Genomic DNA, 25,383 nt, shown 5'->3' on the forward strand with positions numbered 1-25,383 from the left:
CCCCCCCCCCCCCCCCCCCCCCCCCCCCCCCCCCCCCCCCCCCCCCCCCCCCCCCCCCCCCCCCCCCCCCCCGCCCGGCGCCCCCCCCCCCCCCCCCCCCCCGCGGTCATGGGCATGAACCTGAAGGTCCAGCCCGGGGAGGATCAGTTCGTGCCCTTGCCGCCGCACTTGCCGGTGGCAACATTGAAGTTGCCGCAGGACAGAGGCGCGCGCCAATCGGAGATCAGATCCTTGGAATCAGGCAGATAGTCGGACCACTCGTCACCCATCACCAGGCCCGGCGTGCGCGACACGGTTTCGAACTGGCCGTCGGCCTGGATTTCGCCGATCAGCACCGGCTTGGTGATGTGGTGGTTCGGCATCATCGTCGAATAGCCGCCGGTCAGGTTCGGCACCGACACGCCGATCATGGCGTCGATGACCTTGTCCGGATCGGTGGTGCCGGCCTTCTCGACCGCCTTCACCCACATGTTGAAGCCGATATAATGGGCTTCCATCGGGTCGTTGGTGGTGCGCTTGTCGTTCTTGATGAACTTGTGCCAGTCGGCGATGAACTTCTTGTTCTCGGGCGTGTCGACGCTCTCGAAATAGTTCCAGGCGGCGAGATGGCCGACCAGCGGCGCGGTGTCGAGACCGGCTAGCTCTTCCTCGCCGACCGAGAAGGCCATGACCGGGATGTCCTCGGCCTTGATGCCCTGGTTGCCGAGTTCCTTGTAGAACGGCACGTTGGCGTCGCCGTTGACGGTCGAGACGACGGCGGTCTTCTTGCCGGCCGAACCGAACTTCTTGATCGCCGAAACTTCGGTCTGCCAGTCGGAGAAGCCGAACGGCGTGTAATTGACCATGATGTCTTCAGCCGCCACGCCCTTGGCCTTCAGATAGGCCTCGAGGATCTTGTTGGTGGTGCGCGGGTAGACGTAGTCGGTGCCTTCCAGCACCCAGCGCTTCACCGAACCACCATCCTCGCTCATCAGATAGTCGACAGCCGGGATGGCCTGCTGGTTCGGCGCCGCACCGGTGTAGAACACGTTGCGCTCGCTTTCCTCGCCCTCATACTGGACGGGGTAGAACAGGATATTGTCGAGTTCCGAGAACACCGGCAGCACCGATTTGCGCGACACCGAGGTCCAGCAGCCGAACACCGCCGCGACCTTGTCCTTGGAGATCAGTTCGCGCGCTTTTTCGGCAAACAGCGGCCAGTTGGAAGCCGGATCGACGACGACCGCCTCGAGCTTCTTGCCGAGCAGACCACCCTTGGCGTTCTGCTCGTCGATGAGCATCAGCATGGCGTCCTTCAGCGTCGTCTCCGAAATCGCCATGGTCCCCGACAGCGAATGGAGAATGCCGACCTTGATCGTATCGTCGGCGGCCTTGACCGGAGCGGACGTCAACAGGCCGGCGGCGACCACACCAGCCGAAAACATTTTTGTTATTGTCGAGAAATTACCCCTCATATTACAGACTCCCAAGCTAGTTGATTGCACCGCAACACTACAAAGCAACCCCCATGCCAACCGCTCTGGCAATCCCGAAAGGGCACAAATAAATCATAGATATCAGCACCTTGGAATATAGGGCTTACAAAACAAAGAGAGGTGGCCAGAAATCGATTGAGGGAATTTTGCGCAGCTTGCGCAGCCTCTGCCTATTTTTCGATCATTTACCAAATCTGCCTAGATTTTGAACTCACCAGTGCCTCAGGCGACCGATGTTGCGGCGCGGTGCAAAAATGGGGCAAGCTCTCTCTTCAAGCGAGCGACGTCATGGTTTCAGGTATCTCACGTATTTTCATCGGCATACTGCTTCTGACGGCAGCAACCGGGGCAGCGCGAGCCGATTTCAGCGACGGCAAGATGCCTGACGGCGCCTATCATTGCGAAGTGTACCTGCTTGGCATGTTCCTCAGCCTCGGCGACATCACCATCAAGGGGAACGTCTACAGCGGCCCCGTCTACACCAGCCTCGGTGTCTTCGGCACCGCGCGGCAGGGCTATAACTACCAAATGGACGCAAACGGCGTGATCTCGTGGCTGGGGCCGCTGGGCGGATATACCGCCGGCGGCAATTCACTGTCGCTGACCCAGGCGACGCTGGACGGCGAAACCGTGCCCTCCTTCGACATCATCATGAAGCAGCCCGACGGCGCCTTCACCGCCTCGACCTGCACCAAGCAGTGAGGCGGCAAGAAAAAGGCACGGAACCTTGCGGGTTCCGCGCCAGCAGTCCGTCGGGAGGATGTGACTAGATCGTCTTGGCCGACATTTGCGCCGCGATGTAGTCGGCCTGGCGGATCGCGAGCGACACGATCGTCAGGGTCGGGTTTTCGGCGGCACCGGTGGTGAACTGGCTACCATCGGACACGAACAGGTTCTTGATGTCGTGCGCCTGGCCGTGCTTGTTGACGACGCCGTCTTCCGCTTTCTCGCTCATCCGGTTGGTGCCGAGATTGTGGGTCGACGGATAGGGCGGCGTCGGGAAGGTGCGGGTGGCGCCGACCGCATCATAGAGTGCCGTAGCCTGCTTGTAGGCGTGGTTACGCATCGCGGTGTCGTTCGGATGGTCGTCGAAATGCACGTCGGCGATCGGCATGCCGTGCGCGTCCTTCTCGTCGGCATGCAGCGCGATGCGGTTCTCCGCGCGCGGCATGTCCTCACCGACGATCCAAAGGCCGGCCATGTGGTCGTAGTGATCGAGTGCTGTGGTGAACGAGCGCCCCCATGCGCCCGGATCAAGAAACGCTGCCATGAACGGCAGGCCGAGCGACAGCGTCTCGAACTCGTAGCCACCAACGAAACCGCGCGATGGATCATGCCGCGCCTCGTCGCGGATGATGCCGGCCATGGTCGTGCCGCGATACATGTGCACCGGTCTGTCGAAGATGGCATAGACCGAGCCGGTGGTGTGACGCATGTAGTTCTTGCCGACCTGACCCGACGAGTTGGCAAGCCCATCGGGGAATTTCCCCGACGCCGAATTGAGCAGCAGCCGCGGGCTCTCGATCGAATTGCCGGCAACCGCGACGATGCGCGCCTTCTGCTCCTGCAGCTTGCCGTCTTTGTCGGCGTAGACAACGCCGGTCACCTTTCCGCTGGCGTCATGGTTGATCTTGATCGCCATGGCGTTCGGCCTGACTTCGAGATGGCCTGTCGCCTCGCCCTTGGGTATCTCGGTGTAGAGCGTCGACCATTTGGCGCCCCATTTGCAGCCCTGGAAGCAGAAGCCGGTTTGCTGGCAGGACATGCGGTCGTCGCGATCGACCGAATTGATGGCCATGTTGCCGGTGTGGCATTCCTTGTAGCCGAGCTTGTCGGCGCCGGCCTTCAACACCTTGAAATTGTTGTTGCCCGGCAGCCGCGGCCAGTCATTGGTGCCGGTGACGCCCATCTTGGCTTCAGCCTTGGCATAGTAGGGCTCCATCTCGGCCAGCGTGATCGGCCAATCGAGCAGGTTGGCGCCTTCCAGTTTGCCGTAGGTCGACAGCCCCTTGAACTCATGCTCCTGGAAGCGCAGCGAAGCTCCCGCCCAATGCGTGGTCGAACCGCCGACCGACTTGACGATCCAGGCCGGCAGGTTGGGAAAGTCCTTGGCCACACGCCAGTCGCCCGACGTGGTGCGCTTGTCCGTCCAGGCGAGCTGGCTGAACGAACCCCACTCGTCATTGATGAAGTCTTCGTATTCGTGGCGCGCGCCGGCTTCCAGGATGACGACGTCGACACCCTTCTGGGCGAGTTCGTTGCCGAGCGTGCCGCCGCCGGCGCCCGAGCCGATGATGACGACCACGCCATCGTTGTTCAGATCAAATGAAGCTGCCATGGTTTCCTCCCATGCTTTCTGTTTGCGGGTTCAAGAACGACGGGGCTCAGAGCCACTCGATGTCGTCGAAACCGCGTGCGATGTAGCCGCCCTTGGAATAGGACTCGCCCTCGTAACCGAAGATCGGCCACACCTCTTTCTGGTTGTAGAGGCTGACCACGAGGCCACCCCGAATGGCCTGGAAGAACGGCGTCGCCTCGATTTGCTTCAGCACGGCGACGCGCTGGTCCTCCCAGCCAAGGCCGCGGTAGCCGCCGTCACCGGACTTCTTGTCGAGGTCGGCGATGCCATCTTCGAGCATAGTCTTGTAGGCGGCGTCCTTGCCGGCCTGTTCGTCGTGGCCTTTCACGGCAATGGCGTAATATTTGTCCGGAACCTGATCGTGCGGATAGATGTCACGCGCCATCTGGATCAGCGTCGCCATGGTTTCGGGCTTGAGTGCCGATGTCTCAAGTCCCCAGGCATGCTCGGGGCTGATGACGGCGCTGCCTGAAATGACGAGCAGCGCGCCAATGCCGCCGCGTTTAAGAAGCTCTCGACGGGACAGCCCAGGCTTCGCGTCATAGATCGTGACCATTTTATTCCTCCCTGCTTGCTATGTGCGCTCTCTTCAGAACGCCGTTGCTGGCGCGCTGCCCCCGTCAGGGGACGGCTGCGATGTCTCCTATTGGAAGCGACCTCCGCGTTGCAGAACCTCGATCTTGTAGCCGTCGGGATCCTCGATGAAGAAAAAGCGGGCGATCAGCGATCCGTCGCGGTTGAACTCGACGATTTTCTTCGGGTTGAGCCCTAGCGCGCCGAGACGGTCATGTTCGCCGTCGAGATCGACGACCGAGACCGCCAGATGGCCGTAGCCGTCGCCGAGCCCGTAAGGCTCCTGCCGATCCTTGTTCACGGTCAGTTCGAGCTCGAACCCTGCCTCGGCATTGCTGAGGTAAATGAGCGTGAATGTCTCGAAATCCAGCCTGTCGGCGACATCGAGCCCGAAGGCGTTTCTGTAGAAATCGACCGATCGGGCTTCGTCGAGAACCCGGATCATACTGTGGATCGCCTTGGCCAAATCAGTCTCCGTTCTGGTGTGGAGGCGATTATGCGCGGCACGGACAAAAGGTGGTGGCAGCCGGTTACCACGCCCGCAGCCGCGAACGGGACGAAAGTCCGATTGCCGGACCGGCAATTTTGCCCGAGAATGCATGTGGGGACAGGTCAAGCAGTATCAAACTGCACGCCCGTCCACCCAAGACCAACAATTATGGGAGGTTTGTCGGATGTGCAGGGTGTTTGCGGGCCAGGATCCCGAAGGCTATCGCCAGATCAACCGCTCGATTCGCATCGACGGTCACTCGACCAGCATCCAGCTCGAAGCGACATTCTGGGCGCTGCTCGACGAGATCGCCGAAAACCAGAACCTGACGACGCCGAAATTCATCTCCAAGCTCTATGACGAAGCCATAGAGATCAACGGCGCCATCCCGAACTTTGCGTCGATGCTGCGCACCACCTGCGCGCTCTATCTGCGCGGCCATCGGCCGGGAATGGATGAGCAGATGGTGCCGAAGCGGGAGGCTGCTTAGCCCGCTTCCACAGCGACAGCGAGCGCCAGACGGCTCATGTCGGTGAAAAGCGCCTGGCGCTCGGAATAGTCGGTCTGTTCGCCGGTCTCGATGTTGTCGACCACGACACACATCGACAGCGCACGCGCTCCGAAATGCTCCGATATGCGATAGAGCGCGCTGGTTTCCATATCCACGGCCAGGGCTCCTTCCGCTTGCGCAACGGCAAAACGGGCGCGCCCTTCCGGGTGATAGAAGATGTCGCTGCACACCGTCAGGCCGGCATGATGGTCGATGCCGAATTCTACCGCCTTGGCCAGCGACGATGCGAGGAGCGCCGGGTCGGGGCCAGCGGGTCCATAAAGGCCGAAAACCTGGCCGCTCTGGGCGCTTTCCGCCTGTGCCGATTGTGAGATGACAAGGCTGCGCAGTTTTGCTTTTGCGGTCAGGCTGCCGCAGGTGCCGGTGCGGATCAACGTCCGGGCGCCATAATGGTCCAGCAATTCGTGCGCATAGATCAGAAACGATGAAACGCCGATGCCCGTCGCCTGAATGCTGACGGGTTTGCCGCCAAACAGCCCGGTGAAGCCAAGCGCGCCGCGGCGGCGATTGATGCAGCGCGGCGCTTCCAGGAACGTTTGCGCCATCCACTCGGCGCGCTGCGGGTCACCCGGCAACAAAACCGTGTCGGCGTAGTCGTCCTTGTCCGCTTCGTTGTGCGGCGTCACCAGTTGCTCCCCTAAGCCTTCCTGCCGTTTCACCCGCAATCATGGCGTTGTCACGGCGTTGTGCAAGGTGGAACATGGGAAAGGCTCTAAGACTCCAGCACGTCCTTGACGATCGTCGCCAGTTGCTTGAGCGAAAACGGCTTGGGCAGAAAGCCGAAATGCGCATCTGCCGGGAGGTTTCTGGCGAATGCGTCCTCGGCGTAGCCGGACACGAAGACGAACTTGATGTCCGGCTGGCGCTTGCGCAATTCACCAAGCAGTGTCGGTCCGTCCATTTCCGGCATGACCACATCGGAAACGACGATATCGACCTTGCCGCCCAGCGCCTCGAACACTTCCAGCGCCTCGACGCCCGACGATGCCTCGTGCACGGTGTAGCCACGCGAGGTCAGCGCCCGCATGCCGCCCATGCGCACGGCATCCTCGTCCTCGACGAGCAGCACCGTGGCCGAGCCCGACAGATCCTTGGCCGGATCGGCGACCTTTGCCGGCGCCGCCGGCGCATCGCCGGGCTCGCCTGCTTTTTTCGCTTCGGCGATGTGACGCGGCAGGAAAATGCGGAAAGTCGAGCCTTTGCCGACCTCGGAATCGCAGAAGATGAAGCCGCCGGTCTGCTTGATGATGCCGTAGACCATCGACAGGCCAAGGCCGGTGCCTTTGCCAACCTCCTTGGTGGTGAAGAAGGGCTCGAAGATCTTCTTCAGCACGTCGGGCGCGATACCGCTGCCGGAGTCCTCGACTTCGACCACGACATAGTCGGCCGGGGTGAGTTCGCGATAGGAAAAGGCCTTGCACTCCTCGGCGGTCACATTGCGCGTGCGCACGGTGAGATCGCCACCCGCCGGCATTGCGTCGCGCGCGTTGACCGCAAGGTTGACCACCACCTGTTCGAACTGCCCGATATCGACCTTGACCGGCCACAGGTCGCGGCCATGGTCGACCTTCAGCTTGATGTCGTTGCCGACCAGCCGGGCCAGCAGCATCCTGAGATCAGCGAGCACGTCGGTCAGGTTGAGCACTTCCGGCCGCAATGTCTGCTTGCGCGAGAAGGCGAGCAGTTGCCGTACCAGCGAAGCCGCCCGGTTGGCATTCTGCTTGATGTTCATGATGTCGGGGAAGGACGGGTCCGACGGACGGTGGTTGGTCAACAAAAGGTCGGACGCCATGATGATGGCGGTCAGCACATTGTTGAAATCATGCGCGATGCCGCCGGCAAGCTGGCCGACCGCCTGCATCTTCTGGCTCTGCGCCATCTGCCCTTCGAGCGCCTTCTGCTCCGTCGTCTCGACGGCGTAGACGATGGCCGACTCCTCGGCGCCCTCGCCGCCGGTGCCGTCGACGACGGCGTTGACGTAGAAGCGGATGTGCCGTTCGTCGTTGCCGGGCAAAAGCGTGTCGATCGGCTCGATGTCGGCCTGCCGCTGCTGCGCTTTCTCGAAGGCAGCCGCAAAGGCCGGCCGGTCGCGTTCGTGGATCACCGTGTCGAGCCGTACGCGACGGTCGACGGCGTCGCGATCGACGACAGACGAAAACAGCGACAGGAACGGCGCATTGGTACGCAGGATGCGCCCATTGTGGTCGACGCCGGCGATCGCCATCGGTGTCGAGTTGAAGAAGCGAGTGAAGCGCACTTCCGAAGCCCGCAAATCGGCAGAGGCATCCTCGCCTTGCGTGCGGTTGAGCACGATCGTGCGTGTCGGCCCGTTCAATCCTTCGCGGCTGGCCGAAACACGGTGCATGAAGCGCACCGGCAGCGCTTCGCCCGTCGTGGTCGTCAGGTCGAGATCTATCACCGCGTTGCGTGTGGTGCCGGGGTCGGCCTTGACCGAGCGGACCAGCGCCATGCCGTCGCCGGCCACGATCTCCGACAGAGACACGGCGCCGGGCGTGAAGCTGGTGAGGTCGATGCCCAGCCATTCGGCGAGCGTGGCGTTGATATAGGTGACGCGGCCCTCCTGGTCAGCCGAAAAGAAGCCGGCCGGCGCGTGGTCGAGGTGATCGATCGCCTTCTGCAGGTCGAGGAAGAAGCGCTCCTGCTCGGCCCGCTCCTGCGAGATGTCGGCAAGCTGCCAGGCCAGCATCGGCAGCCGCTGGCCTGGAACGCTGAAGGCGCGGGCGCGGGCCCGGTACCAGCGGGCGCCAGGCTCGGCACCGGGCCGAATGGACTGTGCGAGCCTAAACTCGCCGTCGCCCGACTGGCCGTCGCGCAGGCCGGACGCCAGGCGATAGATCGTCACCGAGGCTTCGGGGACATCCGAGAGCAATCCCTCGACGGTCTTCAGGTCGGCAGCGGACGATGCTCCGGTCATATCCGCATAGGCGCGATTGGCGTAGACGACGCGGCCCTTGGTGTCGGTGACGAGAAGCCCCTGCGACATCGAATCGACGAAGGATTTCGACAGTTCGTCGCCTGTCGAGCGTGGCGTGACCTGCACGAAGCCGATCGCCGTCGCGAACAGGAAGCCGACGCCGATCATCGCCAGCACGCCGAGCATGCCGAGCAGGAAAGGATCGCCGAGGCGCTCGCGGAAAAGCCCGAAGACGATCGCCGCCCCCGTCAGAACGACAATGAAAATGATAAGCCGGGTGACCGCGCCGGGTCGCGTATTCTGGTCGACGATCGGTACCGGATAGAAATCGCCGCGCGCTTCCTTGGCCATGTGCCCCCTGCTCGTGAATTCCGGTGTTCCGACACCCGCCCCTAGCGGGTTGAATCACATTCTCCTAGTCCGGAAAAGGCCTGGGCGGCAAATGTCGGATAAAAATGATGTCTTCCGGGCTTCGGAGTTTTTCTAGCTGTTCACCGGCGTGAAACGCAACTTGCGGTGGCCCGGTGCAACGGTCTAGTGTCTCGTCACTTCCAAGGGCGATCAGGGGAACCCAATGCAATGGCTCGATAGCGTGGCAGGTCCCGGTTATGCCGCAGCATTGTTGTGGACGTTTGCAGCGCTTGTCCTGCTGGTCATCGTTCTCGTCATCATCAAGCTGGTACGCAACCTGACATTCGGAACCTTCGTCGCCGGTGGCCGGAACCGCAAGACGCGACTGGCCGTCATGGATGCCACCGCCGTCGACAGCCATCGCAGGTTGGTGCTGATACGCCGCGACGACATCGAGCACCTGCTTCTGATCGGCGGGCCGACCGACGTCGTCGTCGAGCGCGATATCCGACTTTCGGCGCTACGCCGGCCGGCATTGACTGGAGACGGTGGCTTGCAGCCGGTCCCGGCCACCGCGGCCCCGGCAGCAACAAGGCCACGTCCGCCGCAACCCGCTCCGCCGCCGGCCAGACAGGCACCCGCTCCACAGCCGGTGAACACGACGCCCGCCCGCCCGCGTCCAACAGCGCCGCCGGCACCTGCACCGAAGCCGGCAACGCAAAGCTATCAGCCGACCAATGTCACGCCGTTGCCGGCCTACGGCTCCGCCAATGCCAACACCGCCCGGCACGCCCCGCCACCACCGCAGCCGGTGCAAGACAGCATCGACGACACGCTGATGAGGGAGCTCGAAGTGTCGCTAGACCAGCCCCGTTCGGGCGGCCCCGTGGGCAAGCCGGCGGCGCCGCAGTCGCTCGACGACGAGATGACCAAGCTTCTCGGCGAACTCTCCAGTCAGAAGAGATGAGCGACCGCCGGGTCGCTATCCCGCGAAACATCGCCGCCGGTCCTCTACCGAACCACCTCGTCCAAGCGCAAAATATCAAGGGTTTGCGGCCTTCGCGCGCCTCAGAGCGGTGGATGCCGCACCAATAGAAATGGCCGGAAAACCGGCCATTTTCAGGATCGAGTTCGTTCGGTATAGCCGGCCGTGCGCCGCCGGCCTTGACCTTCAGTCGTCGCGATAGACTTTTTCGCGGCGCTCATGCCGCTCCTGCGCTTCGATCGACAATGTCGCGATCGGACGCGCATCGAGCCGCTTCAGCGCGATCGGCTCGCCGGTCTCTTCGCAATAGCCGTAAGTGCCTTCGTCGATGCGCTGCAGGGCGGAGTCGATCTTTGCAATGAGCTTGCGCTGACGGTCACGGGCCCTGAGTTCGATGGCACGGTCGGTTTCCGAAGAGGCGCGATCGGCCAGATCGGGGTGGTTGGCGTTTTCTTGCTGCAGGATTTCCAGTGTTTCGCGCGCTTCGCGCAATATGTCATTCTTCCAGGTGACGAGCTTTGAGCGGAAGTAGGATTTCTGCCGCTCGTTCATGAACGGCTCGTCTTCGGAGGGTACGTAATCGGCGGTAACGATGTCGTTCATTCGACTCACCCAAACTGCCCCAAATTTGGCGCCTATATATTCGTCGTCCGACGCCTGCACAAGCGCAATCGGCCGCTGTTTCACGCAATTGTTAAAGTACCCCGCCACGGGTCTTTGCAGCCGCGTACGGTCGCTTTGGTACAAACTCCGCCGAGACACTTTGGATCCGGTGGCACATGCTTTCCGAGATCGGCCGTGATCCCGGGGCGAACGCAAGCGCCTTTGCAGCAAGCAGCATTGGGTGATTCGCTGTGTTTGAAGAGCACGGGCATTGTGCGCAACGCCGTTCTCGTGGCTAATCCCGGGAGGCTTCGGCATTCGGAGGTTGGGTGAGCAGGCTTTATCTGTTGCGACATGCAAAGGCTGGCTGGGCACTGCCCGGTATGCGGGATTTCGATCGCCCGCTCGACGCGTCCGGCCGTTCCGATGCCGAAATGATGGGCGCCGCCATGCGCTCCCGCCTCTATGTTCCGGACCGCACGCTCTGCTCCAATGCCAAACGCGCCAAGGAGACGCTGGAAAGCCTGGCCGGCCAGACCGACACCGGCCGGGTCCTGTTCTTCGACGCGCTCTACAGCGCGGACGCGGCCGGTTACCTCCACCTTATCCGCGACAATGGCGGATCGGGCTCATTGCTGGTCATTGGCCACAACCCGATGATGGAAGACCTCACCATGGCAGTTTCGGGCGACGGCGACGAAACCGCGCGGGCCACGCTGAACCACGGGTTTCCGACCGCGGGCCTGGCGGTCGTCCGCTTCGACGGCGATCTTGCCAGCGCCGCCCAAGGCGCCGGCTATCTCGAAGCGTTCCTGACGCCGGCCGATCTCTGAAGCCATTTCAAAGCCTGGTTGTAGAGCCTATATCGGACGGACCGAAGTCCGAGAGAGCATATTTTGGCATCATCGCTGACCACCTTCACCGACGAGGCGAGGATTGCCCTCGACACGCTGTCAGGCCGCGCCACCGGGCTTTTTTCCCCATCGCTGCGCCTCGGCGTGACCGGATTGTCCCGCGCTGGCAAAACGGTGTTCATATCGGCCCTAGTCCACAATTTGATCCATGGCGGCCGCCTGCCGCTGTTCGAGGCGCAGAAATCTGGGCGCATCGCCCGCGCCTTCCTCGAGCAGCAGCCCGACGACGCGGTGCCGCGTTTCCAGTACGAGGACCACATCGCCGCCCTGGTCAACGATCGTGCCTGGCCCGATTCGACGCGCGCCATTTCGGAACTGCGGCTGACCATCGAATATGAATCGGCTTCCGGCTGGAGCCGCATGTTTTCTTCAGGCAGACTGTCGGTCGATATCGTCGATTATCCCGGCGAATGGCTGCTCGATCTGCCCCTGCTCGGCAAATCCTTCGCCGATTTTTCGCACGAAGCCTTTGAAATGGCCGTTCTGCCGGTGCGCGAGGACCTGTCGCAGGCTTGGCGGGCGCTGTCGGCTGGGATCGATCCGGACGCCGATGCCGACGAGATGACGGCGCGCCGCCTGGCCGAAAGCTTCGCCGCCTATCTGAAGGCCTGCAAGCTCGACGAGCGGGCGCTTTCGACTTTGCCGCCCGGCCGTTTCCTGATGCCGGGCGATCTCGAAGGCTCGCCGGCACTGACTTTCGCGCCCCTGGCCGGGATCGGCGACAGGCGTCCGCGCGCAGGGTCGCTGCACGCCATGATGGACCGGCGCTACGAGGCCTACAAGACCCATGTCGTCAAACCCTTCTTCCGCGAACACATCACCCGCCTCGATCGCCAGATCGTGCTGATCGACGCCATGCAGGCGCTGAACGCCGGCCCCGGCGCCATGGCCGACCTGGAACGCGCGGTAACCGAGATCCTTAGCTGTTTCCGACCCGGCCGGGGCAGTTTCCTCACCGACCTGTTCTCGCGGCGGATCGACCGCATCCTGGTTGCCGCGACCAAAGCCGACCATCTGCATCACGAAAGCCATGACCGCCTGCAGTCGATCGTGCGGCGGCTTGCCGACCGCGCCGTGGCACGGGCGAATTTCACCGGCGCCGACGTCGATGTGGTCGCCATGGCGGCGGTGCGCGCGACGCGCGAAGGCACCGTCAAGCAAGGCCGAGAGACGTTGCCAGTCATTATCGGCACGCCGATCGCCGGCGAGAAGATCAACGCCGAAACCTTCGATGGAAAAACTGAAACAGCCATATTTCCTGGTGATTTACCGGAGAAAATTGATGCGGTTTTTGATCTTTCGGGAGCCGATCACAAGCAGGATGCCGCGGACCCTGCAATCCGCTTCGTCCGTTTCCGTCCCCCAAAGCTAGAACGCACGGCCGAAGGTATCACCCTGTCGCTGCCGCATATCAGGCTCGACCGTGCCTTGCAGTTCCTGATCGGAGATCATCTGGCATGACCGCGCCCCGCAAGCCGGCAGCGTTCCGCATCGAGCCGGAAGCCGAACCAAGGCAAGAGGAGCCGCAGGCGCGCCGTGCCCAGGCCGACATCCAGCGTAAACCCCGCGCGATGAAGACCGATGTCGCGATGGTCATCCCGGCGGAAGTCGATGTCTTCGACGAGCCCGACTTCATTGCCGCGGAGCCGCCGCCGGCCATTGCCCCCAGGAAGCGTTCGCTGCTCGGCAGCATCTTCTTCGGCGCCTTTGGCGTGCTTGTTTCGCTGGCGGTCGGCCTATGGACCGACGAACTCATACGCGACCTCTTCGCGCGCGCCGAATGGCTGGGCTGGCTGGCGGCGGGCATGGCCGCCATTGCCGTGCTGGCGCTTGTGGTTATCCTGATTCGCGAATTCCTGGCGATCGCCCGCCTCGCCGAGGTCGAAAAGCTGCAGAAGCGTGCGCTCGACGCGATCGCCCGCGACGATCCCAAGGCGGCACGATCGGTCGTCGACGAATTGTCGGCCTTTGTCGCGGCCAAACCCGAAACCGCGGCCGGCCGGCGCGCGCTGGCCGAACTGCGCGGCGAAATCATCGACGGCGGCAATCTCGTGCGCCTGGCCGAGGCAGAAATTCTGGGCCCCCTCGATGCCAGGGCGAAGGTGATGATTCTCGAAGCCGCCAAACGCGTTTCGCTGGTGACGGCGGTCAGTCCACGCGCACTCGTCGATGTCGCCTATGTCGTGTTCGAGGCGGGGCGGCTCATTCGCCGTCTCTCGGAACTCTATGGCGGGCGGCCCGGAACGCTGGGTTTCTTCCGCCTGGCGCGCAGCGTGCTGGCGCATCTGGCGGTCACCGGCTCGATCGCCGTCGGTGACAGTTTCGTCCAGCAGATCGTCGGCCACGGCCTGGCCGCGCGCCTTTCGGCCAAGCTTGGCGAGGGCGTCGTCAACGGCATGATGACGGCGCGCATCGGCATCGCCGCGATGGAGACGGCGCGACCCCTGCCCTTCAGCGCCGCCAAGCGTCCCGGATTGGGCGACTTCCTCTCGGCGCTGACATCGTTCGCAACCAGGAAAGACGGTGAAACGACCCGATCCGGCAAGTGAGCCGGCTGGAGTGTCTGGATCTTCGGAATTGTTACCGGACTGCTTTGCGGCGGCCTCGCGGTGACGAAGCATTAACCAATCTTGTTCATGGTCAGACGGGTTCCAAACAGCATCTTTGTTGCCGGGTGTCGTCGATGAAAAGCGTAATTCTATCCAGCGTCCTGCCCCTGGCAACGGTGATTGCGGCAGTCGTCGGCCTTGCCGGAGTGGCCTCTGCGGCGGAGCCGGACAAGCAGTTCTTCCAGGCGGCAGAAGGCAAGTGGATCGGACCCGGCGAAATTGTCGCCGGCAAGTACAAAGGCACCAAGTTCAACTGCAGCTTCACCGGCTCGACGCCCGACGGCAAGGTCGGCATGTCGCTCGACGGCGGCTGCCGGGTTGGCATGTTCACCCAGCAGATGTCGGCCAAGATCGAGCGCAAGGGCCGCGAGGGCTACAAGGGCAGCTTTATGGGTGGCGCGGCCGGTTCCGGCCTCGACATCATCGGCGGCAACGTCGTCGATCCCCGCAAAGTGGTCTTCACCATCAACCGCAACCAGCTCCGCGGCGTCATGCAGGCTCGCATCCCTGACGACAATTCGATGACAGTGACTATTGCCGTGCGCGTCGACGACCAATTGGTGCCGGTGATCGGCATGAGCCTGAAGCGCGTCGACGCAGTCGAAGTCGGCTCCATCGCGCCGAACTGAAAAATCCGAAAAAAAGGCGGCGACCCAACGGTCACCGCCCTCTCCCTTGACCAATCGAATCAGGCGCTTAGGCCTTGATCTCAAATCAGGGCGTTAGCCTTTGATTGTGGCCGTCAGTTCGTCATAGGCCTTGCAGGCGTCGGCCAATGTCGTAGCGCCCTGATACTTGGTTGTCACCGCCTGGACCTTGGCCGTCAGATCAGCCGCTTTGGACGGGTCCTTGGTAATCGCTTCCTGCAGCGCGGTAGCCATGTCCTGCGCCTTCTTGGTCGCGATTTCCGCCGTGCACTCGGGCGCCTTCGAGCAAGCCGAACCGGCAAGCACCGCCAGGCCGACGGCAACAAACAAAAACTTCTTCATGTCAGTCATCTCCTCAAAAAGGGCGCGACTTGATCGTCGATCACCCTCCAATGGCCGAAGCCGAGCGTCCTTAGCCTTCGATTGCGGCAAGATGCAACGTGTTCCCGGCCTCAACTTGTGTATCGCGCCTGCAACATCGGCGGCGGCCCGGATTCAGGCTATTTTATCGGCGGCAGCAAAGTTCAGCTGCGTGGCTGCAGCAGCGCCAAGACGGCGGTCGATGCGGCAAGGACAGCAGTCAGAGTCAAAGGCCCGGTCGCGCCATAGGTGTCCACGACATAGCCGCCGACAACCGCGCCGATGGTGATGGCAATTTGGAAAGAGGTGACCATCAGGCTGCCCGCTGCCTCCAGCGCATCAGGCGCCGCGCGCGACATATTGGTCGGCAGCACCACCGGCGCCATGCCAAAGGCGAAACCCCACAGCGTAACGAAGCCGAAGGCAACGCCGATATGCGAGCCCCAAAGCAGCAAAGTAAGTGCCGCAACCGCCATCAACGCTGCGGTGACTGCGAGGGCCATGTGGATGTTGGTGTCGGCCATGCGGCCGCCGGCAACATTACCGATCACGGCAGCGATGCCAAACCCGAGCAGAGCCAGGGCAATCGGTCCGGTTGTAAGGAGTGTCACCTGTTCGAGGAAGGGACGCACATAGACCGAGCCGGCAAAATGCCCCGTCATCAGCAAAACAATGGCCAGCATGCCGAGTTGGATGCCGCGCCGCCGGGTCAGCCGAAATACATCTGCAAGGCTGTTGCTTGCCGTTGCAGGCAAGGTCGGCAGGCTGAGAAGCTGCAGCAGCATGGCAAGCGCGGCCAGCCCCGCCGTCATGGCCATGGCACTGCGCCACCCAATCCAGTCACTGATCAGCGCGCCCATCGACGGTGCGGCAATGGTGGCAAGCGAGACGCCGAGGGTGACGATCGCCATGCCCCGACCTGTCGCATTGGCGCCAACCAGCCTCGCCACGACGGCGACCGAAAGTGCCCAGAAAGCGCTGAGAGCGATGCCCAGCCCGGCCCGGCCCAACAGCAACAGCCAGAAATCGGTCGCCAGCGCCGCCAGGATATTGGAACCGACCGCGAGGGCGCTGAGACCAACCAGCACCGCCTTGCGATTCAAGCGGCCGATGAGAACATTGCTCAACATGGCCGTCACAGCGCCGACGGAAGCGGTGGCGGTGACGACCTGGCCGGCCGTCCCCTCGCTGATGCCGAGATCGCGTGCCATTGGCGTCAGCAGACCTGCGGGCAGGAATTCGGCCGACACCAGGGCAAAGCTGGTGGCCGCCAATGAAATGACCGCGAACCAGGTGGCTGCGCTCCATGCGGCTGGTGCATCGGCATCAAGGCCAATCGCGGCGTCTTCAAGCTGTAATGTTGTGTCAGTCACGGAAAGATCTCCAAAGTTTGGAGGTCTTAAATAGGCGAGTCCGCTCGGATGATATGTATCTTAGAATCCGAAATTCATATCCATTCGTCCGGGAATTGTGCGGCGCACAACGCCCGGCGAGACATTGGTGATACGCTTGAACGCGCGCGCGAAGGATGCCTCGGAATCATATCCCAAACGGGTAGCGACTTCGGCAACCGACAAGCCGTTTTGGCCCAGCAATTCGCGGGCAAGCTGCATGCGCAGGCGGGCGAGATAGTGTGCGGCACCCTCTCCCAATACCGCACTGAAACGTTCGGCGAAAATCGAACGCGATTGGCCTGCCACGCCGGCCAGGCTTCCCAGCGTCCAGTTGTGGCCGGGGTCGCGGTGCATGGCCGCCAAAGCGCGGCCTATATGGGGGTCGCGGATGGCTGCGAGCCAACCGGTGGTCGAGGCTCCGTTGCAATTGACCCAGCAGCGTATGAGCCGGGCCGTCAGCAAGTCGGCCATACGCGACAGAATCGTGGCGCTGCCCATCTGCGGTTGCGAGGCCTCCACCGTCATGGCCGCCAGCAAAGGACCGACGACCGGGTCATTGCCGGCCACGTCGCAACCCTTGATGACAGGCGGCATCAACGTGATCAATGGGTTGAGCGCATAGGAATCCAAGGCCATGGAGCCGCAGAAAAGGGTGCTCGTCGCGCCCGTTCCTTGCCGTACCACTTCGCAGACGTTGCCCCCCAACTTGATCACCTTGCAACCTTCGAGCGAGTCCCCTGCAACGTCCGGCGCGCTCGCCAGCCGATGGGCGATGCCTTGTGGCAACAGCACCAGATCGCCATCGCGTAACTCCTGCCAGCCTTGCGATTCAGTATGAATCCAACACGGGCCCTGGCCGACAAAGTGAAACCGAAGCAGCTGTTGTTGCGGAAAGTCTATGCTCCATGGGTGCCGGAGCTCGCAGCGGCCATAGTTGACACCACTCAAGCGAAAGTCTTGCAGAACTTCGCTGAGCGCATCCATCGGGATATGTGGCGTCGAAGACGGCCGGGACGAATAGTCAGGCATATACCTGATATAGATGCCGAACGTCCGGCAGGCAAGCGGGGACCGTTGTTCCACAAAGTAAATCGTTGCAGCGGCACCCTACCCCTCCCGGCAGATTTCTCGCCTTGCCTCCCACTCCAACTGCATGCAAGGAGTTCTGCTACACACAGGGACAAGAGGCATGGCGGCGGAAGCATCGGGCAGTGATCTGGTTCAGGTGGTGGCACTGCTTGCTGCCGGCGTCGTTGCCGTTCCGATCTTCAAGCGCATGGGCCTTGGCTCGATCCTCGGCTATCTGGCCGCCGGCGTGGTGATCGGTCCGTTCGGCCTCGGCGTCTTTTCCGAATCGGAAGCCATTCTTCATGTCGCCGAGCTCGGTGTGGTGATGTTCCTGTTCATCATTGGGCTGGAAATGCAGCCGTCGCGGCTGTGGGGCCTGCGCCGTGAGATCTTTGGCCTCGGTGCGCTGCAGGTCGGCGTCTGCGCGCTGCTGTTGACCGGTGTCGGCATGGCCGGAGGGTTTCCGATCGCGCAATCCTTCGTCGCCGGCGCCGGCTTCGTGCTGACCTCGACGGCGATCGTCATGCAGCTTCTGGAGGAACGCGGCGAGATCGCTGCACCGAAAGGACAGCGCATCGTATCGGTGCTGCTGCTCGAGGACCTTGCCATCGTGCCGCTGCTGGCGCTGATCGCGTTCCTGGCGCCCGGCGGTGCCGACACCAGCCTGATGGAGCGGCTGACCGAAATCGGCATCGGCCTTGCCGCAATCGTCGGCCTGGTGGTGGCCGGCCGTTATCTGCTCAACCCGTTCTTCCGCATCCTGGCGGATGCCCGTGCCCGTGAAGTGATGACGGCGGCGGCACTTCTGGTCGTCCTTGGGTCCGCCCTCGCCATGCAGCTCAGCGGCCTGTCGATGGCGATGGGTGCCTTCCTGGCCGGCGTGCTCTTGTCCGAATCAACCTTCCGCCACCAACTCGAAGCCGACATCGAACCCTTCCGCGGCATCCTGCTTGGCCTGTTCTTTCTCGCGGTAGGCATGTCGCTCGACCTGCATGTGGTCGCGGCGAACTGGCGGCTGATCGCCATCTATGTCGTCGCCTACATGGTGATGAAGGCATTCGGTATCTACATCGTCGCCCGCATCCTGAAATCAGGCCACCGCGAAGCCCTGGAGCGCGCGGTCTTCATGGCACAAGGCGGCGAATTCGCCTTTGTCCTTTACTCGGCGGCCGCGGCGGTCGGCATCATCGACGGCCAGGCCAACGCGACGCTGACGGCGATCGTCATCATCTCCATGGTACTGACGCCGCTGGCCATCATCGCCTTGCGCTATCTGACGCCGCGTGACGAGCAGTCGCTCGACGGGGTCGATGTCGCCGATGGCCTGACCGGCAGCGTGCTGGTCATTGGTTTCGGCCGCTTCGGCCAGATCGCGAGCCAGCCGCTGCTGCTGCGCGGCATCGACGTCTCGATCATCGACAATGACGTCGAAATGATCCAGGCGGCGGCCGATTTCGGCTTCAAGGTCTATTATGGCGACGGCACGCGACTGGACATCCTGCATGCCGCCGGCGCCGGCCGTGCGCGCGCCGTGCTGATCTGCGTCGACAAGGCCGATGTGGCTGTTCGCATCGCGGAGCTCATCAAGGCTGAGTTTCCTTTGCTCACCGTGCTGGCCCGCGCTTTCGATCGTGGTACCGCGCTGCAGCTCATTCGCGCCGGCGTCGACTACCAGCTGCGCGAAACCTTCGAATCCGCACTTGTTTTCGGCGGCTCGGCCCTGGAATCGCTGGGCGTCGATCCCGAAGACGTGGCTGAAACGATCGAAGACGTCAGGCGCCGCGACACCGATCGCTTCGAAACCCAGCTTGCCGAAGGCATTCGCGCCGGACAGCGCTTCCTGAGAGGCAATATCGGTACGCCGATTCCGACACCGCTCTCCACGCCGCGCCGGCCTGGTCAGGCACTCAATGAAGAAACCGCGGGTGTGCTGCACAAGTCCGAACCCGCCGATTGAGCAAGGAATTAGCATGGAATTGGACAGCAGGGCCCTGTCGGTCACCAAATTCTGGCGCGATGCCGGCGAGGATGCCTGGTTCGAGAAGAACGAGGCATTCGATGCCGAGTTCCGCGACCGCTTTCTCGGCCTGCACTACGCCGCCGCGCGGCGTGAATGCGACGACTGGCTGGAACATGCCGAAGGCGCGCTGGCGCTGATGATCCTGCTCGACCAGTTTCCGCGGAACTGTTTTCGCGGCACCGGCCATATGTACGCGACCGATCCGCTCGCCAGATATTTCGCGGAGAGGGCGATCGCGGCTGGTCATGACCTGGCACTCGAGGAAGAACTCCGCGTTTTCCTCTACCTGCCTTACGAGCATTCGGAACTGCTGGCCGACCAGGACATTTCGGTCGAACTGACGCAGGCCTGGGCCGAGCCATACCTGAAGTACGCTGTCGAACACCGCGATATCATTCAGAATTTCGGCCGTTTTCCGCACCGAAACAAGATGCTTGGCCGCGAAACCACCCCGCAGGAGCAGACGTTCCTGGATGGCGGCGGTTTCTCCGGTTAAAGACCCCGCTCCAAGGTGTGTTGAGATTCAGGTCAGGCCGAGTCGAAAACGGTGGGTTCCGAGAACCGGAGCGGAGCGTACATTTGGGTACGTGAGCACCGGAAGCGCAGGAACTCGCCGTTTGCAGGCCGGCATCACCTGAATATCAACGCACCTAGGCCAACCACCAATCCCGGCCGGAGGACAATCGCTCGATGCCTGAAGTATCGACGGCGACCAGGCGGTCGGTGATGCTGCGACCGCTGACAACCAGGCCGGGCGCGATCTCGGCCAGCGGCGCCAGCACGAAGGCGCGCTCCAGCATGCGCGGATGCGGCACCTCCAGTCCGGTCTCGTGGATGACGCGGTCGCCGAACACCAGAATGTCGATATCGATCAGCCGCGGCCCCCAGCGCTCCTCCCGGACACGCTTCAGCTTGCGCTCCGCATCGAGGCAGAGGTCGAGCAAGGCACGCGGTGCAAGCACGGTGGAAATTTCGGCGGCCGCATTGAGAAAATCCGGCTGATCGAGCTTGCCCCATGGCGGCGTGCGATAAAGCGAGGAGACGCCGGTGACGCGCGTATCCGCGTCGGCATCCAGCATGCGCAGCGCCGCGCCCATGGATTTCGCCGGATCGCCAAGATTGCCGCCAAGGCTGAGATAAACGGTACTATTCGGGCCAGACAACGGTCACCTCGACATAATCGAGCACGCCGGGCACCGGTGCGTTCGGCTTGCGCACCGTGATCTCGGCTTTCTTTATCTGCGGAAAACGCGCCGTCAGCGCACGGGCCACTTCGAGCGCCAGCGACTCGATCAGAAAACGGCGCTGCCCGGTGATGATCTTCTCAATGACGGTGAATGCAATGCCGTAGTGGACTGTATCCTCGATCGAATCCTCGGCAAGTGCGCGGCCTGGATCGACGGTGAGAACAGCATCGACATAGAAGCGCTGGCCGAGCCTTTCCTCCTCGTCCAGCACGCCGTGCCGGGCAAAGAAAGCGCAGTTCTTCATGCGGATGACATACATCGCTCAGTTTCTCGCCTGGTCCGTCCGACGCGCCAGCATAGCATCCGCGAGCGCCAAAGCGTCCACGTTGAATGCGACATCGTGGACGCGAAACAGATCGGCGCCCTGGAGCCTCAATATAACGCTGGTCGCCGCTGTTCCGACCCCTCTGTCGGCGGCATCACGGCCGGTGACCGTGCCGATGAAGCGTTTTCGCGACGTACCGGCCATCAGCGGCAGGCCGAGGGCATGCAATTCCGAAAAGCGTGCCATCAGGTCGAGATTTTCCTCCGCCGTCTCCTTGGCGAATCCGAAACCGGGATCGAGCACGATACGATCGTCGGCGATGCCGTTCTGGCGGGCGATTTCCAGCGACCTTCGCAGGAACGTCAGTTGATCGGCAATCGCATCCGGCAGCTTCTGGCGATCCCGCCCAGTATGCATGATGACAAGCCCCGCGCCGGTGTCGGCGGCGACACGCGCAATCTCGGGCTCGCGCTGCAAACCCCAGACATCGTTGACGATATGCGCGCCGCCGGCTACCGCCAGCCGCGCCGTGTCGGCACGATAGGTGTCGACCGAAATCAGCACCTCGCTCACGCCCGCCAGCGCTTCGATCACCGGCAGGATGCGCTCCTGTTCCTGGCTGGCCGATACCGCGGCAGCACCTGGGCGCGTCGATTCTCCGCCGACATCGACAACCAGTGCCCCTTCCCCGATCATGCGGCGCGCCTGGGCCAGCGCCTTTTCAGGGGCGTCGAACTGGCCGCCGTCGGAAAAGCTATCGGGCGTGACATTGAGGATGCCGACGACCACGGCCTTGCCGCCAAGGTCGAGATGGCGTCCATGCGCCAACTGCCATCGCCGGGCCGTCATTGCTCATCGACCATGGAGTTCATCAATCATGTGTGATCCCTGGCGGATCAATTTCATTGCGCCGGCAACGGCCGTAAAGCAAGGTGATCGAAGAGGCAACATGATGAAGCGAGCCATGCTTGGCATGAAAAGACGGTCCCTGGGCGTGAAACGATCCTTGGCTTGCGCGCTGCTGCTCGCCATGACCCCGCTTCCGGCGGCGACCGCCAATCTCGTCAAGACGTACAGCTATTTCGCCATCGGCGGCAGCACCCTCGACGATATCGAGGCACAACTCTCCAAACGCGGGCCGGAGGTGAAAAGTACCGGCAACCGGCACCCGGGCGCCACGCAAATGGCCTTCACCACCCGTGTCAGCTATGCGCAGACGCCGAATTCCTGCCGGATCGCCGACGCGGCGGTGACCGTCAAAGTGAAGGTGATCCTTCCCGAGTGGCGGCGCCCGCGCAAGGCCGATGCCGATGTCAGGCTGTTCTGGGATACGCTGTCCGCCGACATCAAGCGCCATGAGGAGCGCCATGTCGAAATCGCCAAGAACCATGGCGGCGAACTCGAAGAGGCCTTGAAGGCCACCTACCCGCAAAAGAACTGCGACGCCGCCAAGGCCAAGGCGGCAGCCATCACCGCGGCTGTTCTGGCCAGGCACGACCGCGCCCAGCTTCAGTTCGACCGCGTCGAAAGCGTCAATTTCGAAAGCCGCATCTTGCGGCTGCTGCGCTACCGCATGGAGCGCATCGGGAATGGCCGACTGCCGCCGGCCTGAACGCACCCGAACTGAAAGCCAAAATCGCCGAAGGTAGTGCCAGATTCGAAAAACTTTCGAGCCCCTGTCGAAACCGGCCTATATGGGACGAAATATGTCAGGCTCGCCAGACGCGAGCTTAAAACACCAATGCGATCCAAACGGTCAAGAAACCGGAACGGCTGAACAGGGCCGGTCAAATCGCAAGCTTATGGATGAACGATCATGGACCAGGCTGTCGATAACAAAACGATGGCGGAAACCGGCACGCCGATAACAGATAGCGAAAAGAACGCCATTATTGGCGGCGTGCTGTTGTCGATGCTGTTGGCGGCACTCGACCAGACCATTGTTGCGCCAGCCATGCCGACCATTGGGCATGCGCTCGGAAACGCACACTATCTGCCATGGATCGTCACCGGTTATCTCCTGACCGCTACCGCCGTGGCCCCGCTCTACGGCAAGATTTCCGACGTCTACGGCCGCCGGCCGACTGTCTATGCCGCGATCCTGATCTTTTTGGCGGGATCGCTGGTCAGTGCGATGGCTCCCAACATGTTTGTGCTGGTTGTCGGGCGGGCTATCCAGGGCGCAGGTGGCGGCGGCTTGTTCGCTTTGACGCAGACCGTCGTCGGCGATCTCGTTCCGCCGCGCGAGCGGGCACGCTATGCCGCCTGGTTCTCCGGAACATGGGCTGTCGCCAGCGTTGCCGGTCCGTTGCTCGGCGGCACTTTCGCCGAGCACCTGCACTGGTCACTGATCTTCTGGATCAACATTCCGCTTGGTGTTCTTGCGATGGCGATCATCAACAAGCCGCTCAAGAAACTGCCGGTTGCCGCAAAGCGCCATCGCATCGACGGCCTGGGCGCGTTGCTTCTGATCGTTGCCACGGCGCTGCTGCTGCTCGCATTGAACTGGGGCGGCAGCGCCTATCCCTGGATTTCGCTTGAAGTCATCGGCGTTCTCTGCGGTTCGGCGATTTTCTGGGGCGCTTTTGCCTTGCGGCTTATGCGAGCCGCCGAGCCGCTCATCTCACTCGAAGTGCTTGGCAATCCAATCGTTCTGGCGGGCACGCTTTCGATGTTCCTGCTTCAGGCCGCAAGCGTCGGCATGGCTGTGTACCTGCCCGTCTATCTTCAGGCGGTGCTCGGCCTGTCGGCCGCAGAGTCGGGCATCGCGATGCTCGGGCTTCTGCTGGGGACCGTCGGCGGCGCGGCATTCAGCGGGCGTGTGATACCGCATTTCTCCCACTACAAGCGCATCGCGATGGTGGGCGTCGTCTTCAGCATGCTGTGCCTCTGCCTGCTGGCCGTCGTCGCAGGATATGCAACGCTGCTGGAGGTAGAGGTCTTGACGATCTGCATCGGGTTTGGAACCGGAACGACGTTTCCGGTCACCACCGTGTCGGTCCAGAACGCCGTCGATCGCGTGCATCTCGGCGTCGCGACGGGCGTGCTGACATTCCTGCGTTCGCTTGGCAGTGCGCTTGGTGTCGCGATGCTCGGCGCGGTCGCTCTGGGCTACGGCTTGCCACTTGCCGGTGAAGGCGTGCGGATCGTGGGCCATAGCGCGACGGTCGAGCCGTTCGTGATGATCTTTGCCGTCGCCGCCGTTACATTGCTGCTGGGGCTGATCACGCTGACGCTGATGCCCGAAAAGGAGCTTCGCGGTTACGCCGACAATGCGGCGCCCATCCTCGCCGAGTAAGCTTCAGCCGGAGACGCCGAGCTTCTTCTGCAGGCTGGTCGATGAGGTCGTGTACTGGAAAACGATGCGCTCGCCGGGGCTGATGATGCGCTTGGCGGCCTGCGCCATCAGCGCCACTTCGTGGAAGCCAGACAGGATCAGCTTCAGCTTGCCCGGATACCAGTTGATGTCGCCGACCGCGAAGATACCGGGCACCGATGTCTGGAACTTCTCGGTATCGACCGGAATAAGGTTCTCGTGAAGGTTGAGACCCCACTCCGCGATCGGTCCGAGCTTCATGGTCAGGCCGAAGAACGGCAGCATGCGCGTGCAAGGCACCTCGACATCGCCGTCAGGTCCCTTGATGGTGGCCGATGACAGTTGGCCGTCGGCACCGGTCAATCCGGTCACCTGCCCGACCTGGAACTCCAGCTGCCTCATCTCCTGCATGGCATACATCTTGTTGACGCTGTCGGGGGCGGCACGGAACTCGGGCCGCCGGTGCACAAGCGTCACGCTCTTTGCCACCGGCTGCAGGTTCAGCGTCCAGTCGAGTGCCGAGTCGCCGCCGCCGACAATAACGAGGTCATGGCCGCGAAAATCCTCCATCCGGCGCACCGAATAGAAGACGCTCTTGCCTTCATAGGGCTCTATGCCGGGGATCGGCGGACGCTTGGGCTGGAAGGAGCCGCCGCCGGCGGCAATCACCACCACCTTGGCCTCGAACACCTCGTTTTCGTCGGTGGTGACGCGAAAACTGCCGTCCTCCAGTTTTTCCAGGCTGGAAACCATTCGGTTGTAGCTGAAATCAGGCTTGAACGGCGCGATCTGCTCGAGCAATTTGTCGACCAGCCCCTGCGCCGAGATCGAAGGCCAGCCTGGAATGTCGTAGATCGGCTTTTCCGGATAGAGCTCCGCGCACTGGCCGCCCGGCCGATCGAGAATGTCGATCAGGTGGCATTTCATGTCGAACAGGCCGAGCTCGAACACGGCAAACAGGCCAACCGGTCCTGCCCCGACAATAAGCACGTCTGTCCTGATAATGTCGGTCATGCCTGTGCCTCGCTGCGCATGACCCCGAAAATCGGATCGATTTTCGGAAAGGATCATGCGCAAATAAAAGTGCTACAGCGTCCTTTGCGCGTCCAAGAGGACGCGCGGCGCTGTAGTGAAACAGCAGGACACTGCATGACCATCGCTCCGCTGCCAAGCCGCAGCGGGAAAAATCAGTTGGCAAAGA

25 protein-coding genes are annotated in these 25,383 nt (G+C 62.5%); 11 read left to right on the forward strand and 14 right to left on the reverse strand.

All coding sequences use genetic code 11. From position 1 onward, the window contains the following. Positions 1 to 143: 143 nt before the first annotated feature. The gene (urtA, locus tag AC0L2U_RS28860; RefSeq protein ID WP_027036733.1) at positions 144 to 1,454 is read right to left on the reverse strand and encodes an urea ABC transporter substrate-binding protein; all 1,311 of its coding nucleotides are present in this window, start codon (positions 1,452 to 1,454) and stop codon (positions 144 to 146) included. 309 nt (positions 1,455 to 1,763) lie between these two features. Here urtA and AC0L2U_RS28865 point away from each other — a divergent pair, with 309 nt between their 5' ends. Further along, positions 1,764 to 2,177: a hypothetical protein gene (locus AC0L2U_RS28865; RefSeq protein WP_473603029.1), complete on the forward strand. Its 414-nt coding sequence runs from the start codon at positions 1,764 to 1,766 to the stop codon at positions 2,175 to 2,177. A gap of 64 nt (positions 2,178 to 2,241) precedes the next feature. Here the strand turns inward: AC0L2U_RS28865 and AC0L2U_RS28870 are convergent, their stop codons facing one another. The 3 genes from AC0L2U_RS28870 to AC0L2U_RS28880 all read right to left on the reverse strand — a co-directional run bounded on the left by AC0L2U_RS28870 (position 2,242) and on the right by AC0L2U_RS28880 (position 4,873). Further along, positions 2,242 to 3,813 (reverse strand): GMC family oxidoreductase, encoded by a 1,572-nt coding sequence (locus AC0L2U_RS28870; RefSeq protein WP_127268966.1) that lies wholly within the window; start codon positions 3,811 to 3,813, stop codon positions 2,242 to 2,244. Between the two features lie 46 nt (positions 3,814 to 3,859). Continuing rightward, a complete protein-coding gene (locus AC0L2U_RS28875) occupies positions 3,860 to 4,390 on the reverse strand; it encodes a gluconate 2-dehydrogenase subunit 3 family protein (protein WP_127268967.1) in 531 nt (176 codons plus the stop codon). A gap of 87 nt (positions 4,391 to 4,477) precedes the next feature. Next, complete coding sequence (locus AC0L2U_RS28880) at positions 4,478 to 4,873, reverse strand: VOC family protein (RefSeq protein ID WP_127321936.1); 396 nt, start codon at positions 4,871 to 4,873, stop codon at positions 4,478 to 4,480. A gap of 208 nt (positions 4,874 to 5,081) precedes the next feature. On the opposite strand from AC0L2U_RS28880, the gene AC0L2U_RS28885 reads away from it, so the two are divergent. Further along, positions 5,082 to 5,387, forward strand: coding sequence for a ribbon-helix-helix domain-containing protein (locus AC0L2U_RS28885; protein WP_013531854.1), 306 nt, complete (start codon positions 5,082 to 5,084; stop codon positions 5,385 to 5,387). Here the strand turns inward: AC0L2U_RS28885 and AC0L2U_RS28890 are convergent. Together AC0L2U_RS28890 and cckA are read right to left on the reverse strand one after the other, a co-directional pair. Then, the gene (locus AC0L2U_RS28890; RefSeq protein ID WP_128289138.1) at positions 5,384 to 6,094 is read right to left on the reverse strand and encodes a purine-nucleoside phosphorylase; all 711 of its coding nucleotides are present in this window, start codon (positions 6,092 to 6,094) and stop codon (positions 5,384 to 5,386) included. The genes AC0L2U_RS28885 and AC0L2U_RS28890 overlap by 4 nt on opposite strands. 86 nt (positions 6,095 to 6,180) lie before the next feature. Continuing rightward, positions 6,181 to 8,754, reverse strand: a complete 2,574-nt coding sequence (cckA, locus tag AC0L2U_RS28895) for a cell cycle histidine kinase CckA (RefSeq protein WP_473603030.1) — start codon at positions 8,752 to 8,754, stop codon at positions 6,181 to 6,183. 223 nt (positions 8,755 to 8,977) lie between these two features. Here cckA and AC0L2U_RS28900 point away from each other — a divergent pair, with 223 nt between their 5' ends. Beyond that, positions 8,978 to 9,721, forward strand: coding sequence for a flagellar biosynthetic protein FliO (locus AC0L2U_RS28900; protein ID WP_127397467.1), 744 nt, complete (start codon positions 8,978 to 8,980; stop codon positions 9,719 to 9,721). 204 nt (positions 9,722 to 9,925) lie between these two features. On the opposite strand, the gene dksA is transcribed toward AC0L2U_RS28900, so the two are convergent. Next, positions 9,926 to 10,342, reverse strand: a complete 417-nt coding sequence (gene dksA / locus AC0L2U_RS28905) for an RNA polymerase-binding protein DksA (protein ID WP_013531862.1) — start codon at positions 10,340 to 10,342, stop codon at positions 9,926 to 9,928. 329 nt (positions 10,343 to 10,671) lie between these two features. Between dksA and AC0L2U_RS28910 the strand changes: the two genes are divergently transcribed. From AC0L2U_RS28910 to AC0L2U_RS28925, 4 genes are all read left to right on the forward strand, one after another. After that, positions 10,672 to 11,175 carry a SixA phosphatase family protein gene (locus AC0L2U_RS28910; RefSeq protein WP_127810508.1) on the forward strand — a complete coding sequence of 168 codons (504 nt, stop codon included), beginning with the start codon at positions 10,672 to 10,674 and terminating at the stop codon, positions 11,173 to 11,175. Between the two features lie 63 nt (positions 11,176 to 11,238). Beyond that, on the forward strand, positions 11,239 to 12,717 hold the full coding sequence (locus AC0L2U_RS28915) for a YcjX family GTP-binding protein (RefSeq protein ID WP_127810509.1): 1,479 nt from the start codon (positions 11,239 to 11,241) through the stop codon (positions 12,715 to 12,717). Continuing rightward, a complete protein-coding gene (locus AC0L2U_RS28920) occupies positions 12,714 to 13,805 on the forward strand; it encodes a YcjF family protein (RefSeq protein ID WP_127810510.1) in 1,092 nt (363 codons plus the stop codon). Before AC0L2U_RS28915 ends, AC0L2U_RS28920 begins: the two co-directional genes overlap by 4 nt. 134 nt (positions 13,806 to 13,939) lie before the next feature. Further along, entirely contained in the window at positions 13,940 to 14,494 is a 555-nt protein-coding gene (locus AC0L2U_RS28925) for a hypothetical protein (RefSeq protein WP_127398986.1), read from the forward strand. Positions 14,495 to 14,587: 93 nt separating this feature from the next. On the opposite strand, the gene AC0L2U_RS28930 is transcribed toward AC0L2U_RS28925, so the two are convergent. The 3 genes from AC0L2U_RS28930 to AC0L2U_RS28940 all read right to left on the reverse strand — a co-directional run bounded on the left by AC0L2U_RS28930 (position 14,588) and on the right by AC0L2U_RS28940 (position 17,295). Next, complete coding sequence (locus AC0L2U_RS28930) at positions 14,588 to 14,854, reverse strand: hypothetical protein (RefSeq protein WP_127271315.1); 267 nt, start codon at positions 14,852 to 14,854, stop codon at positions 14,588 to 14,590. Positions 14,855 to 15,036: 182 nt separating this feature from the next. After that, positions 15,037 to 16,245 carry an MFS transporter gene (locus AC0L2U_RS28935; protein ID WP_128289815.1) on the reverse strand — a complete coding sequence of 403 codons (1,209 nt, stop codon included), beginning with the start codon at positions 16,243 to 16,245 and terminating at the stop codon, positions 15,037 to 15,039. 60 nt (positions 16,246 to 16,305) lie between these two features. Continuing rightward, on the reverse strand, positions 16,306 to 17,295 hold the full coding sequence (locus AC0L2U_RS28940) for an AraC family transcriptional regulator (RefSeq protein WP_189367526.1): 990 nt from the start codon (positions 17,293 to 17,295) through the stop codon (positions 16,306 to 16,308). 160 nt (positions 17,296 to 17,455) lie between these two features. Here AC0L2U_RS28940 and AC0L2U_RS28945 point away from each other — a divergent pair, with 160 nt between their 5' ends. Both AC0L2U_RS28945 and AC0L2U_RS28950 read left to right on the forward strand, forming a co-directional pair. Then, the gene (locus AC0L2U_RS28945) at positions 17,456 to 19,291 is read left to right on the forward strand and encodes a monovalent cation:proton antiporter-2 (CPA2) family protein (protein WP_127810513.1); all 1,836 of its coding nucleotides are present in this window, start codon (positions 17,456 to 17,458) and stop codon (positions 19,289 to 19,291) included. A gap of 13 nt (positions 19,292 to 19,304) precedes the next feature. After that, on the forward strand, positions 19,305 to 19,850 hold the full coding sequence (locus tag AC0L2U_RS28950) for a DUF924 family protein (protein WP_127272684.1): 546 nt from the start codon (positions 19,305 to 19,307) through the stop codon (positions 19,848 to 19,850). 154 nt (positions 19,851 to 20,004) lie between these two features. On the opposite strand, the gene folK is transcribed toward AC0L2U_RS28950, so the two are convergent. Genes folK through folP form a run of 3 tightly spaced genes read right to left on the reverse strand, consistent with a single transcriptional unit; the run spans position 20,005 to position 21,715 of the window. Beyond that, positions 20,005 to 20,517 (reverse strand): 2-amino-4-hydroxy-6-hydroxymethyldihydropteridine diphosphokinase, encoded by a 513-nt coding sequence (gene folK / locus AC0L2U_RS28955; protein ID WP_127272685.1) that lies wholly within the window; start codon positions 20,515 to 20,517, stop codon positions 20,005 to 20,007. Further along, positions 20,501 to 20,860: a dihydroneopterin aldolase gene (folB, locus tag AC0L2U_RS28960; protein ID WP_023813034.1), complete on the reverse strand. Its 360-nt coding sequence runs from the start codon at positions 20,858 to 20,860 to the stop codon at positions 20,501 to 20,503. The genes folK and folB overlap by 17 nt, the downstream gene beginning before the upstream one ends. Before the next feature lie 3 nt (positions 20,861 to 20,863). Next, positions 20,864 to 21,715, reverse strand: coding sequence for a dihydropteroate synthase (gene folP, locus AC0L2U_RS28965; RefSeq protein WP_127810514.1), 852 nt, complete (start codon positions 21,713 to 21,715; stop codon positions 20,864 to 20,866). Positions 21,716 to 21,839: 124 nt separating this feature from the next. On the opposite strand from folP, the gene AC0L2U_RS28970 reads away from it, so the two are divergent. Together AC0L2U_RS28970 and AC0L2U_RS28975 are read left to right on the forward strand one after the other, a co-directional pair. After that, on the forward strand, positions 21,840 to 22,478 hold the full coding sequence (locus tag AC0L2U_RS28970) for a DUF922 domain-containing Zn-dependent protease (RefSeq protein ID WP_245481734.1): 639 nt from the start codon (positions 21,840 to 21,842) through the stop codon (positions 22,476 to 22,478). 204 nt (positions 22,479 to 22,682) lie between these two features. Continuing rightward, positions 22,683 to 24,164, forward strand: a complete 1,482-nt coding sequence (locus AC0L2U_RS28975) for an MDR family MFS transporter (RefSeq protein ID WP_127810515.1) — start codon at positions 22,683 to 22,685, stop codon at positions 24,162 to 24,164. Between the two features lie 3 nt (positions 24,165 to 24,167). On the opposite strand, the gene AC0L2U_RS28980 is transcribed toward AC0L2U_RS28975, so the two are convergent. Then, on the reverse strand, positions 24,168 to 25,196 hold the full coding sequence (locus AC0L2U_RS28980) for an NAD(P)/FAD-dependent oxidoreductase (protein WP_127269545.1): 1,029 nt from the start codon (positions 25,194 to 25,196) through the stop codon (positions 24,168 to 24,170). Positions 25,197 to 25,383 lie beyond the last annotated feature (187 nt).

This window comes from Mesorhizobium sp. WSM4808, assembly GCF_055811675.1.